This is a genomic window from Halobacterium yunchengense, assembly GCF_037031165.1.
Lineage (GTDB): Archaea > Halobacteriota > Halobacteria > Halobacteriales > Halobacteriaceae > Halobacterium > Halobacterium yunchengense.
The window spans coordinates 334,565-347,256 of record NZ_JAYEZL010000003.1; the positions used below are offsets into that span (position 1 = coordinate 334,565).

The 12,692-nt window shown below is 72.0% G+C and carries 10 protein-coding genes and 1 pseudogene; 4 read left to right on the plus strand and 7 right to left on the minus strand.

Translation table 11 applies throughout. The annotated features are described in order from the left end of the window. Positions 1-133: 133 nt before the first annotated feature. Positions 134-2,029, minus strand: coding sequence for a molecular chaperone DnaK (dnaK, locus tag U5911_RS10825; protein WP_336037054.1), 1,896 nt, complete (start codon positions 2,027-2,029; stop codon positions 134-136). 255 nt (positions 2,030-2,284) lie between these two features. Continuing rightward, positions 2,285-2,950: a nucleotide exchange factor GrpE gene (locus U5911_RS10830; protein ID WP_336037055.1), complete on the minus strand. Its 666-nt coding sequence runs from the start codon at positions 2,948-2,950 to the stop codon at positions 2,285-2,287. Between the two features lie 214 nt (positions 2,951-3,164). Between U5911_RS10830 and U5911_RS10835 the strand changes: the two genes are divergently transcribed. Next, positions 3,165-4,610, plus strand: a complete 1,446-nt coding sequence (locus U5911_RS10835) for a DEAD/DEAH box helicase (protein WP_336037056.1) — start codon at positions 3,165-3,167, stop codon at positions 4,608-4,610. Positions 4,611-4,758: 148 nt separating this feature from the next. Here the strand turns inward: U5911_RS10835 and U5911_RS10840 are convergent, their stop codons facing one another. Next, positions 4,759-5,106 carry a hypothetical protein gene (locus U5911_RS10840; protein ID WP_336037057.1) on the minus strand — a complete coding sequence of 116 codons (348 nt, stop codon included), beginning with the start codon at positions 5,104-5,106 and terminating at the stop codon, positions 4,759-4,761. Between the two features lie 70 nt (positions 5,107-5,176). Here U5911_RS10840 and U5911_RS10845 point away from each other — a divergent pair, with 70 nt between their 5' ends. Further along, entirely contained in the window at positions 5,177-6,688 is a 1,512-nt protein-coding gene (locus tag U5911_RS10845) for a DUF790 family protein (protein ID WP_336037058.1), read from the plus strand. A gap of 24 nt (positions 6,689-6,712) precedes the next feature. Here U5911_RS10845 and U5911_RS10850 read toward each other — a convergent pair whose 3' ends face one another. After that, on the minus strand, positions 6,713-7,255 hold the full coding sequence (locus U5911_RS10850; protein WP_336037059.1) for a DUF7122 family protein: 543 nt from the start codon (positions 7,253-7,255) through the stop codon (positions 6,713-6,715). Beyond that, complete coding sequence (locus U5911_RS10855; protein ID WP_336037060.1) at positions 7,252-8,163, minus strand: RsmB/NOP family class I SAM-dependent RNA methyltransferase; 912 nt, start codon at positions 8,161-8,163, stop codon at positions 7,252-7,254. The genes U5911_RS10850 and U5911_RS10855 overlap by 4 nt, the downstream gene beginning before the upstream one ends. Before the next feature lie 149 nt (positions 8,164-8,312). Here U5911_RS10855 and U5911_RS10860 point away from each other — a divergent pair, with 149 nt between their 5' ends. Beyond that, positions 8,313-9,089 (plus strand): SDR family NAD(P)-dependent oxidoreductase, encoded by a 777-nt coding sequence (locus tag U5911_RS10860; RefSeq protein ID WP_336037061.1) that lies wholly within the window; start codon positions 8,313-8,315, stop codon positions 9,087-9,089. After that, positions 9,086-10,231 carry an acyl-CoA dehydrogenase family protein gene (locus U5911_RS10865; RefSeq protein ID WP_336037062.1) on the plus strand — a complete coding sequence of 382 codons (1,146 nt, stop codon included), beginning with the start codon at positions 9,086-9,088 and terminating at the stop codon, positions 10,229-10,231. Before U5911_RS10860 ends, U5911_RS10865 begins: the two co-directional genes overlap by 4 nt. Positions 10,232-10,250: 19 nt before the next feature. Here the strand turns inward: U5911_RS10865 and U5911_RS10870 are convergent. After that, a pseudogene (locus tag U5911_RS10870) lies at positions 10,251-11,450 on the minus strand (3-hydroxyacyl-CoA dehydrogenase); the annotation flags it as partial. Positions 11,451-11,513: 63 nt separating this feature from the next. Beyond that, on the minus strand, positions 11,514-12,584 hold the full coding sequence (locus U5911_RS10875) for a phosphotransferase family protein (RefSeq protein WP_336037064.1): 1,071 nt from the start codon (positions 12,582-12,584) through the stop codon (positions 11,514-11,516). Between the last annotated feature and the right edge of the window lie 108 nt (positions 12,585-12,692).

Consider the following 12,692-nt stretch of genomic DNA (forward strand, 5'->3'; position numbering starts at 1 on the left):
GGCGACGCCGCGCATAAGCCTTCTGCCATCGTCTCGCGGCGCCGCCGCGCCGCGATTCCGGGGCTACCCCGTCACCGCGAACAGAGCGGGGCCGGCCGTTCGTCGCCCGCGCTGGGGAAGGCGGCGAGTCGCGTTACTCGTCCTCGTCGCTGTCGTCCACGTCTTCGAAGTCGGCGTCGACGAACTCCTCGTCGTCGACGTCCGCACCGGCGGCGCCCGCGCCGGCGCCGCCCATGCCGCCCATGCCGCCAGCGCCTGCGCCGCCGGCGCCCGCCGCGCCGGCCTGCGCCTGCTGCTGGTAGGCCTGCTTGCCGATCTCCTGGAGGGTCTTGCTCAGGGACTCGGTCGCTCCCTCGAGTTCCTCCGGGTCGACGTCGTCCTCGTCGAGCAGCTCCTGGACGTGCTCGATCTCCTCGTTCACGTCGGCTTCGAGGTCGTCGTCGACGAGCTCCTCGTTCTCCTCGAGGAGGTTCTCGGCGCGCTGGATGGCGGTCTCGGCGTCGTTGCGCGCCTCGATGCGCTCGCGGCGCTGCTCGTCCTCCTCGGCGTGCTGTTCGGCCTCCTCCTGCATCTGCTCGATCTCCTCGTCGCTGAGGCCGACGCCGCCCTCGATGGTGATGGACTCGGCGTTCCCGGAGCCCTTGTCCTCGGCCTCGACGTTCACGATGCCGTCGGCGTCGATCTCGAAGGTCACCTCGATCTCGGGCGTCCCGGCGGGCGCCGGCGGGATGCCGGTGAGGTGGAAGTCGCCGAGCAGCTCGTTCTCCTCGGCGATCTCGCGCTCGCCCTGGAAGACGCGGATCTGGACGCTCGTCTGGTTGTCCGCGGCGGTCGTGAACACCTTCGACGCCGTGGTCGGGATGGCGGTGTTCTTCTCGATGAGGCGCTCGAAGAGCCCGCCCTTCACCTCGATGCCGAGGCTCAGGGGCGTGACGTCCACGAGCACGATGTCGTCGACCTCGCCGCTGAGCACGCCGCCCTGGACGGCGGCGCCGAGCGCGACGGCCTCGTCCGGGTTGACGTTCTTCTTCGGCTCCTGGCCGACGAGCTCCTCGACTTTCTCCTGGACCTGGGGCATGCGCGTGGAGCCGCCGACGAGGATGACCTCGTCGATGTCGTCCTCGCCGAGGCCGGCGTCCTCGAGGGCCTGCTCGGTCGGTCCGACCGTGCGCTCGATGAGGTCCTCGGTGAGGTTCTCGAACGTCGCGCGCGTGATGTCCTGTTCGAGGTGGACGGGCCCGGAGTCGGTCGCCGTGACGAACGGGAGGTTGACCGTCGTCTCCTTCCGACTGGACAGCTCGATCTTCGCCTCCTCGGCGGCCTCGGTGAGGCGCTGGAGCGCCTGCCGGTCGTCGCGGAGGTCGATGCCGTGCTCGTCCTCGAAGTTGTCCGCGAGGTAGTCGATGATTGCCTCGTCCCAGTCGTCGCCGCCGAGGTCGTTGTCGCCGTTCGTCGCGACGACCTCGTAGACGCCGGCGCCGAGGTCGAGGATGGAGACGTCGAACGTGCCGCCGCCGAGGTCGTAGACGAGCACCGTCTGGTCGCGGTCCTCGTCGAGGCCGTACGCCATCGACGCGGCCGTCGGCTCGTTGACGATGCGCTCGACCTCGAAGCCCGCGATCTCGCCGGCGTCCTTGGTCGCCTGCCGCTGCTTGTCGTTGAAGTACGCCGGGACCGTGATGACGGCCTTCTCGACGTCCTGGCCGAGGTACTCCTCGGCGTCCCGCTTGATCTTCTGGAGGATCATCGCCGAGACCTGCTCGGGCGTGTACTCCTCCCCGTCGAGTTCGACCGTGTAGTCCTCGCCCATGTGGCGCTTGATGGACTCGACGGTCTGGTCGGGGTTCTGGACGGCCTGGTTCTTCGCGGGTTTGCCGATGAGGCGCTCGCCGTCGTCGAACGCGACCACGGAGGGCGTGGTGCGGTCCCCCTCGCTGTTGACGATGATTTCGGGGTCGCCGCCCTCCATCACCGCGAACGCGCTGTTCGTGGTGCCGAGGTCGATGCCCAGAATCTTCTCGCTTGCCATCTTACCCGACTGTTAGCGTCGTTTTCCGTTTAAGCCTTGCTAGTGCGACCGACTGGCACGAATCCGGGGGTCGCCGCAGTCCTGCGGTTTCCCACATCGGGGCCCGGACGGGTCGGCGGATTTATGACGAACCGTCGTTCAGTCGCCGCGCCGGTCGCGGGTCGCCGTCGCCGCGTCGGGCGGTCGCGCGGACCCGAGAACGAGTAACCGCGCCGACGAGTCCGCCGGTCCGCTGGGAACAGCGCCGGCGAGTCCTCAGCGCTCGCCGTCCCCGTTCCCCTCGCTGACGGTGACCTGGGCGGCGCGCAACACCTTCCCGCCCATCTCGTAGCCCGACCGGTAGACCGCCGCGACCGTGCCCTCGGGCTGGTCGCTGTCCACGCGCATCATCACCTCGTGGCGCTGGGCGTCCACCTCGGCGCCGGGCTCCGGCGAGATCTCCGAGACGCCCTCGGCGTCGAGCACGCGGTCGAACTCCTTGCGCGTGAGCTTCACGCCCTCGCGGAGGCTGTCCACGTCGCCGGCGTCCTCGTCGAGCGCGCGGTCGAGGTTGTCCCGGACGTCCAGGAGGCGCTCGACGAGGTCCTCGGTGGCGCGCGCCTTGATGTCCTCCTGGCGCTGCTTCGCGCGCTGCTTGTAGTTCTGGAAGTCCGCCTGCTTGGCCTGCAGGCGCTCGGTGAGGTCCGCGACCTCCTCGCGGGCGTCCGCGAGTTCCCCCTCCAGTTCCGCGACGCGCTCCTCGAGGGCGGCGACCTCGTCGCCGAGGGCCTCGTCGTGGTCGCGCACGCGCTCCGCCAGCGGCTCCGCGTCCCCGGGGGCGTCCGCGGTCGTCGACTGCTCGGCCGTCTCCGCCTCGCCGGCCGTCGATTCGGCGTCGGCGCGCTCGTCCGCGTCCGCCGTCTGCTCGGCGTCGTTGCTCATGTGCGTGGGAAACGGGTACTCGCGTTTACGGATTTCGGGACGGCGCGCCGGCGAGACATGAGACATACGCGTCCGCTCGCTGTCGGCTTCGCCGAATGTCGGAACGCCAAGCCGACTTCGAGTTCAGTCCCGCCGGCCTCGGCCTGTCGGTGGCGCTGGCGGTGAGCGCCGCTCAGACCGACGACTAATTAGCGACGGGTCCGTACCCCGTGGCGTGACAGTCCGGCTGGCGTACGAGGACGGCACGCTCCGCGTCACGCACGACGGCGACGGCCCGCCCACGGACGGCGTCGCGAGCCTGCCGCACGTCGAGCGCGACGACCGGACGGACGCGGGCCGCGCGCCCGCGATGGCGTACGCCGCGCTCGCGGCGTACCTCGACTACCGCGAGATCCCCTACGAGGACGACGTCCTCCGCGCCGACGACCTCGCGGTGTCGTCGGCGTACGACCTCCGGGACTACCAGCAGGACGCCCTCGACGCGTGGCTCGCCGGGGACCGCGTCGACGGCGGCGCCGCCGGCCCGGAGCGCGAGCGCTGGCGCGTCTCCGGGAGCGAGGCGGCCGCGGGCTCGCAGCGGCAGCGGCGGTGGGGCGTCCTCGAACTCCCCACGGGCTCCGGGAAGACGGTCATCGGCCTGAAGGCCATCGAGGCGGTCGGGCGGAGCGCGCTCGTCGTCGTCCCGACCATCGACCTGCTGACCCAGTGGAAGCGCGAGCTCGGCCGCGAGTTCGACCGCGAGGTCGGCCAGCTCGGCGGCGGCGAGCAGGTCGTCCGCCCGGTCACGGTCGCCACGTACGACTCGGCGTACCTGCGCGCCGACGACCTCGGCGACCGGTTCGGGCTCGTCGTCTTCGACGAGGTCCACCACCTCGGCGGGGAGGGGTTCCGCGACGTCGCGCGCATGTTCGCCGCGCCCGCCCGCATGGGCCTCACGGCGACGTTCGAGCGCCCGGACAACGCCCACGAGGTCGTCGCGGAGCTGGTCGGCGGCGTCGCGTACCGGCTGTCCGCGGACGACCTCGCGGGCGACCACCTCGCGGACTACGACGTGAAGCGCGTCGAGGTGCCGCTCACGGCCGAGGAACGCGATCGATACGAGGACGCCCAGGGGACGTTCACCGACTACCTCCGGCAGTCGAGCGTCCAGTTGCGCTCGGGCAGCGACTACCAGGAGCTGGTGAAGCGCTCCGGGACGGACCCCCGGGCGAGAGAGGCGCTGCTCGCGAAGCAGCGCGCGCGCCGCATCGTCCGGGAGAGCGACGCGAAGGTCGACCGCCTCGAGGAGATCCTGGACCGCCACCGCCGCGACCGCGTCATCGTGTTCACGGCGTCGACGGACCTCGTCTACCGGCTCTCCGAGCGGTTCCTGCTGCCGGCCGTCACCCACGAGACGGCGGCGAGCGAGCGCCGCGAGGTCCTCGAGCGGTTCCGGCGCGGCGACTACTCCCGGGTGGTGACGGCGAACGTCCTCGACGAGGGCGTCGACGTGCCGGACGCGAACGTCGCGGTGGTGTTCGCGGGCAGCGGCAGCGAGCGCGAGTTCACGCAGCGACTCGGGCGCGTCCTCCGGCCGAAGGCCGACGGGGGGCGCGCGCTGCTGTACGAGCTCGTGAGCGCGGACACCGCCGAGGAGCGCGTCGCCGACAGGCGTCGATAACGCGAATACTGCCCGGGAGCGCGTCGCCGACAGGCGTCGATAACGCGAATACTGCCCGGGAGCGCGTCGCCGACAGGCGTCGATAACGCGAATACTGCCCGGGAGCGCGTCGCAGGCGGGCGCGGACGGGCGGTGGCGCGACCGGCAGTCAGTCCTCGGTGAGGTCGGTGTCGTAGCTGAACCCGGAGACGTTCTCGTAGGCGACGTCGTACTCGACGGTGACCACGGTCGTCGAGTGCGCGTCGAGTTCGACCTCGCGGACGCGAACGAACGACTCGTCGTTCAGCTCGCTGTTCACGTACAGCGTCCCGGACGCCGCGCGCTCGGAGGGGTTGCTGACGGTGACGACCACCGTGAGGTTGCCGGCCTCGTTCTCCTCGAAGTTCGAGTCGGCGACGGTGAGGACGTCCTCGTCGCCGCCGCGTCGCAGGCAGCCCGCGAGCGCGAGCGTCCCGCCCGCGGCGGCCGTCCGTCGGAGCAGCGTCCGCCGGTCCATACGTCTGGGTTCCGGGCGACCGGCAAGAATCTTCTGTATCCTTTTGTGACCGCGCCGCGTACGGCGGGTCGTGCTGACGAAGGACCTCCTGCGGGTGTCGCGGGCGGGCGGCGGCTACCAACCCCAGTTCGCGGACGGGGGCGACGAGCCGCTGGCGGCGCGCGTGCTCGGGACGTTCCAGGGGCACGTCGGCGAGGAGCGGTCGGCGCTCCGCGAGTCCCTGACGGACCTCGAGCGGGAGGCCGAGGACTTCAAGCTCGTCAGGGGCTTGGCGCACCTCGTGGAGCGCGACGCCGAGTTCGCCGTGGAGGCGGCCGTCGACCCCGAGTCCGCGCGCCGCGTCGCGTTCGCCGCCGCGGAGGACGTCGGCGTCGTCCACGGCGGCGAGCGCGAGCGCGCGCTCTCGCTGGCGGCCGAGCGCTTCCCGGGCGACGTCGGCGTCGACGACGTCGAGGCGTCGCTGTACGCGGACCGCGAGTCCCGGGAGGTCCTGCAGGCGGTCGCCGCGCGGTGGACGCCCGAGTCGCTGGTCGCGCAGTACAACCTCTCGCTCGCGCAGACCGCGCTGTTCGACGCCACGGAGATGCGCGTGCGGTCCTCGGACCCGAGGGGGCTCGTGTCGGCGGTGAAACGCCTCGGCCTGCTGTACGAGGTGGTCCCCCTCGATGACGGCGGCCGCGAGGTCGTGCTGACGGGCCCGGACGCGCTGTTCCGGCACACGCGCCGGTACGGCACGCGGTTCGCGCGCGTGCTGCGGACGGTCGCCGCGTCCGACGACTGGCGCGTCGAGGCCACGGTCGACGACCGCGGCACCGAGCGCCTGCTGGAACTCGGGCCGGCGGACGTGTCGGTTCCGGACGCCGACCCCGTCACGGAGGTCGACTTCGACAGCGGCGTCGAGCGGGAGTTCGCCGCGCGCTTCCAGTCGCTGGACCTCGACTGGACGCTGTCGCGGGAGCCGGACGTGCTCGCGGCGGGCGACCGCCTGATGGTGCCCGACTTCGCGTTCGACTACGACTACGGGAGCGAGCGCGTCTACTTCGAGATCGTGGGGTTCTGGACGCCCGAGTACGTCGAGAAGAAGCTCGCCCAGCTGGACGCGACCGACGAGGTGCTGCTCGTGGCGGTGGACCGCGACCTCGGCGTCGGCGAGGACGTCGCGGCGCGGGACCACCGCGTCGTTGAGTACGCCGGGAGCGTCCGCGTGAAGGACGTCGTGGACGCGCTCCGCGACCTCGAGGCGGACCTCGTCGCCGAGTCCGCCGCGGCCCTCCCGGACGAACTCGCGCCCGAGGCGGACGCCGTCACGCTCGAAGCGCTCGCCGAACGACGCGGCGTCAGCGAGGACGCCGTCGAGGCCGTCAGCTTCCCCGAGCACGAGGTCGTGGGCCGGACGCTCGTCCGGCCGGCCGTGCTGGACGCCATCGACGCGGACCTCGAAGCCGGGCTGTCGCGGTCCGAGGCCGAGGCGGTCGTCGCCGAGCACGGCGTCGGCGACGCGAGCGCGGTGTTCTCGCGGCTCGGCTACCGCGTCGAGTGGGACGGCCTCAGCGGCGGGACGCTCCGCGAGAAAGCCGAGTAGTGCTGCGGGCGCAGTCGCGGCCGGTCAGAGGTCGCGCTGGCGGCCCTTCGGCACCATCGACGTGAGGTCGCCGTACGTGTAGAGGCCGACGCCGATGGGTTCGACGCCGCCCGCGAGCTCGTGCGCGACGACGAGGTAGCCCCAGTCGCCGTCCCACTCGACCGGTTGGTCCTCGCCGGCGAGGAACCGCTTGGCGCGCTCGTCGTCCAGCACGAGCACGTTCCGCTCGGCCTCGCGCCCGAAGCGCTGGACGGCGTCCGTGGTGGGCTTCCAGTGCTCCTGTCGCGTGCGCAGGAGCTTCAGGCCGAGCGCCTCCACTGGCACCGGTCCCTGCAGGTCGTACGGGAGCGCCCAGACCTTCCCCTTGCCCTTCTCCCAGAGCGTGTAGCCGTCGAAGGTGTCCTCGGGGACGCCGAACCGGTCGACCCACCAGTCGACGACCGCTTCCCTGGAGGGGCGGCCGGCGACCTCGCGGTCGGCGTCCGTCTCCGGGAGGCGGGCGAACTGGCCGCTGACGTTCGCGCGGAGGTCGGGGTCGCCGCCGCCGTCACCGCGGTCGCCGCTCATGCGGTCACCTCCAGTTTCGCGGCGAAGAAGCCGCCGGTGTCGTTGTGGTGGGGGTAGTAGCGCCGCGCCTTCACGAGCGAGTCGTCGTAGGACTCGCCGTTCCACGCCGTGACGCCCGGCGCAGACTCGAGGCCGGTGTCGAACTCGACGAGCCGACAGCCGCCGTCCGCGAGCACGCCGTCGACGACGCCCTCGTTCTCCTCGGGCGCGAACGTGCACGTCGAGTAGACGACGGTGCCGCCCTCGCGGGTGAGTTCGACGGCGCGCGCGAGGATGTCCGACTGCAGCGCCGCGAGGTTGCGGCTGGCGGCCGCGCCCGCGCCCTCCAGGGCGTCCGGGTTCTTGCGAATCGTTCCCTCGCAGGTGCAGGGCGCGTCGACGAGCGCGCGGTCGAACGCGTCGACGTTCGGGACGGCGTCGAGGGTGGCGCGCCGGGCGTCCTCGTTCGTGACGGCCGCCGAGGTGACGCCGAGGCGGTCGCAGTTCCCGCGGAGCGCCGACAGGCGGCCGAGGTTGTCGTCGTTCGCGACGACGAGTCCGCGGTCGTCCAGTCCGCCGGCGAGCTGGGCGGTCTTCCCCCCGGGTGCGGCGCAGGCGTCCCACACCACATCGCCGGGCTGTGGGTCGAGGACGGCCGGCGGCACGACCGAGACCTCCTCCTGGCCGTGGATCCAGCCGTGGACGTACGGCCACGTGTTCCCGGGTTTGTCCGCGTCGACCTCGAGGACGCCGTCGTGCCAGTCGCGTCGCTCGACGCCGACGCCCTCGGCCTCCAGCGCCTCGACCGCCCGGTCCGGCGTCGCCTTGATGGGGTTGACGCGGACCGTCGTGGGCAGCGGGCGCTCGCAGGCGGCGAGGAAGGCGTCGAAGTCGTCGACGAGCGGTTCGTATCGCGAGAGCGCGTCCATTGCCGCGTCGTAGGCCGGACGGCCGCTTGTGGGTTACGCTCGCCGGCCGGGCCGGGCGCGGCGACGCCCCGGCCAAGGTTTATTGGTTGTACAGTGGAATTGGCGTCCGTGTTACCAATGGTAATCGAAGCCGCGTCGCGGAGGGAGCGATGACCGCCGACCGGTTCCGCGTCGCCGGGCAGACGGCGATCGTCACCGGCGCGTCCAGCGGCATCGGGCGCGCCATCGCCGAACAGTTCGCGTCCGAGGGCGCGGACGTCGTCGTCTGCTCGCGCGAACAGGACAACGTCGACCCCGTCGCGGCGGGCGTCAACGACGAGAGCGGCGGCGGCCGCGCGCTCGCCGTGGAGTGCGACGTCACCGACCGCGACGCCGTCGACGCGCTCGTGGAAGCGACCGTCGAGGAGTTCGGCGGCGTGGACTGCCTCGTGAACAACGCGGGCGCGTCGTTCATGGCGTCGTTCGACGACATCAGCGAGAACGGCTGGCAGACCGTCGTCGACATCAACCTCACCGGCACCTACCACTGCACGCAGGCGGCCGGCGAACACCTCAAGGACGGCGGCGGGACCGTCGTCAATCTCGCGAGCGTCGCCGGCCAGCAGGGCGCGCCGTACATGAGCCACTACGGCGCGGCGAAGGCCGCCGTCGTGAACCTCACGACGACGCTCGCCTACGAGTGGGCGAGCGAGGGCGTGCGCGTGAACTGCATCGCGCCCGGGTTCGTCGCGACGCCCGGCGTCGAAGCCCAGATGGGCGTCACCGCCGACGACGTCGACCGCGGCGAGGTCGAGCGGCGCGTCGGCACCAGCGAGGAGATCGCCGACCTCGCGCAGTTCCTCGCCAGCCCCGCGAGCTCGTACGTCGTCGGGGAGACCGTGACCGCCGCCGGCGTCCCGGACGTCCTGGAGTCCCCGGACGTATGAGCTTCAAGCTGACCGACGAGCAGCGCGCGATCAAGCGCGCCGTCCGGGAGTTCGGCGAGCACGAGATCGAGCCCGTCGCGCGCGAGCACGACGAGACCAGGGAGTACCCCAGCGACGTCGTCGCGGCCGCGGCGGACCTGGACCTCGTCGCGCCGACCATCCCCACGGAGTACGGCGGCGCGGGCATGGACGCCCTCGAGATGGCGCTCGTCACGGAGGAGCTGTGGCGCGCGGACCCCGGCATCGGCTCCGCGGTGAGCAGCCGCGGGTTCGGCGCGGAGCTGCTCCGCGAGTACGGCGACGAGTGGATGCGCGAGGCGTGGCTGCCGCGGATCGCGAGCGGCGAGTCGGCGTGCTGTAGCTGCATCTCGGAGCCGGCGCACGGGTCCGACGTGGCGGGCATCGAGACGCGCGCCGAACGCGAGGGCGACGAGTACGTCCTCGACGGCGACAAGATGTGGATCACGAACGGCACCGTCGCCGACGTCGCGGTGGTGCTGGCGAAGACCGACCCGGACGCCGACCCGCCGCACCGCGGCATCACGGCGTTCCTCGTGCCGACCGACACCGAGGGGTTCCGGCCGACGAAGATCGACAACAAGCTCGGCATCCACGCCTCCGACCTCGCGGAGGTCAAACTCGACGGCGTGCGCGTCCCCGCCGAGAACGTGATCGGGGCGGTCGGCGAGGGGTTCTACCAGCTGATGGACTTCTTCGCGACGGGGCGCGTGAGCGTCGCCGCGCAGGCGGTCGGCACCGCGCAGGCCGCCCTCGACGCCGCCGTCGAGTACGCGAACGAGCGCGAGCAGGGCGGCCGGCGCATCGAGGACTACCAGGCCGTCGCGCACATGATAGCGGAGATGGCGACCGCCGTGGAGGCCGCGCGCTCGCTGACGTACCGCGCGGCCACGCACGTCGAGGACGGCGACGACGACCTCGCGGCGACGTTCGCGAGCATGGCGAAGCTGTTCGCGAGCGAGCGCGCGGTCGAGGTCGCCGACGACGCCGTCCAGGTCCACGGCGGCGCCGGCTTCGTCACCGACCACCCCGTGGAGCGCTACTACCGGGACGCCCGCATCACGAAGATCTACGAGGGCACCAGCGAAATCCAGAAGAACATCGTCGCCGACCGCGTGCTCTGAGCGGTCGCGGGTGCGTTCAGTTCCCGTACTCGTAGAACCCCTCGCCGGCGTCCGCGCCGGTCTTCCCGTCCGCCACGAGCGAGACGAGGTAGTCGGCGGGCGCGAAGCGGTCGCTGCCCGTCGCTTCGCGGCAGTCGCGCAGCTTCTCGAGAACCCGGTCGAGGCCGAGTTCGTCGCCGCGCGCGCACGGCCCCTCGGGGAAGCCGGTGCCCAGACGCATTCCGGTGTCGACTTCCTCGGGGGTCGCCACGTCGCCGCCGACGAGCTCCGCGGCCTCGCTGACCATCCGGGCTTCGACGCGGAGCCAGTCGAAGCCCTCGCCGTCGCCCTCCTCGTAGGTCGCGCCGTCGCCGTTCTCGTAGTCGTAGTAGCCCGTCCCGGTCTTCCGGCCGAGGTCGCCGGCCTCGACCTGCTCGGCCATCGCGGGCGGAATCGGCAGGCCGGCCTCGTCGCGGACGTGGTACGCGACGTCGATGCCCGTGAGGTCCGAGAGCTCGAACGGGCCCATCGGGTAGCCGCGCTCGTGGACCATCGCCGCGTCCGCCTGCTCGACGGTCGCGTCCCCGTCGGAGACCATCCACGCCGGTTCCTCGACGTACGGGCCGAGCACGGAGTTCACGACGAAGCCGCGGACGTCCTTCCGGACGTGAATCGGCGTCTTCCCGAGCGACTCCGCGAACGCGTACGTCCGGTCGGCGGTCTCCTCGCTCGTCGCGTCGCCGTGCACCACCTCGACGAGGTCCATGCGGACGGGCGGATTGAAGAAGTGCAGGCCGACCACGCGCTCGGGCGCGCCGGTCGCCGCCGCGATCTCCGTGACCGACAGCGAGGACGTGTTCGTCGCGAGGACCGCGTCCTCGTCGGCCAGGTCGGCGAGGTCCGCGAAGAGCTCGCGTTTCAGGTCCAGTCGCTCGGGCGCCGCCTCGACGACCAGGTCCGCGTCCGCGACCGCGGCCCCGAGGTCTGTCGTCGTCTCGACGCGGTCCACGACGGCGTCGGGGTCGGCGTTCACCTCGCCCCTCTCGACGAGCTTCCGCACGCTCCACGCGAGCCGCTCGCGGCCGTCGGCGAGCGCGTCCGCGTCGACGTCCTGGAGCGCGACGGGGTAGCCCGCGAGCGCCGCCGCCTCCGCGATGCCGTGGCCCATGTTGCCCGCGCCGAGCACCGCGACGCGGTCGACTTCGTGGTCCATGCGCTCAGCGTCGGCGCGCACCCCCATCAAACCACGGACGCCGCGAAACGATGGAAACCGGAGGCGGCCCGATAACAGCAGCCGTAAATTCTACAGGGGCTCGTCGCCGTCGATGATGCGGCCGGCGCGCTCGGCGAGCGCCGGGACGCGGTCCTCCATCAGGGGGTACATCGGGTCGTCGGCGTTCCCCTCGAGGTGGCGCCGGAAGAACATCTCGCCGAGCGCCGCGAGCTTGTAGACGGCGAGCGACCGGTAGAACCGGTCGTCGGTGTACACGATGCCCGTCGCGGCCTCGTACCGCTCGACGAGGTCACGGCGGGAGGGGTAGCCGTCCCGTTCCACGAACCGGTTCGCGAGGTCCTCGACGACCGGGTCCGGGTCTTTCGGGTCGCGCCAGTAGCTCAGCATCCAGCCGAGGTCCGCGCGCGGGTCGCCCAGCGTCGCCATCTCCCAGTCGAGGACCGCCGCGAGTTCGGGCGGCGTCCCGGGCGCGAACACGACGTTGTCGAGCTTGTAGTCGCCGTGGACGAGCGTCTCCGGGTGCGTCTGGGGGACGTTGGCGGCGAGCCAGTCGCCGACGCGGTCGAGTTCGGGGACCTCGCGCTCGTCGCTCGTGACCTCGAACGCCCACTCGAGCTGCTGGCGCCACCGGTCGACCTGGCGCTGCGTGTACCCCTGCGGCCGCCCGAACTCCCCGAGGCCGACCGCCTCGTAGTCGAGGTCGTGGACGGCGGCGAGCGTGTCGACGAGCTCCTCGCCGACGCGCTCGCGGGCGCCGGGGTCGGCGAACCGCTCGGGCTCGTCGTCGCGGAGGACGTCGCCCGGGACGCGCGCCATCACGTAGAAGTCGCTGCCGACGACGTCGTGGTCCTCGCAGGCCGCCAGCGTCTCCGGCACCGGGACGGCCGTGTCCTGGAGGGCGTGCATCACACGGTACTCGCGGAGCACGTCGTGGGCGGTGTCGGCGGTCTCGCCGGGCGGCGGCCGGCGCACGACGAGGTCGCGGTCCCCCCACTCGACGAACAGCGTCTCGTTGGAGTGGCCCTCGCCGTGGCGTTCGACGGCGAACGAGTCGGCGGGCCCGAGTTCGGCTTCGAGGTACGCGCGCAGCGCGGCTTCGTCCACGAGTCGGTCGACGTACTCGTCGGCGCGGTCGGTCATGCAGTCGCGTTCGCGGTCGCCCTACGAAAAGGTATGGACGGAACTTACCGATGGTCGACGGTCGGCGCCGTTCGGTTTACAGTTCCGGTTCGAATCGCCGTGCCGGCC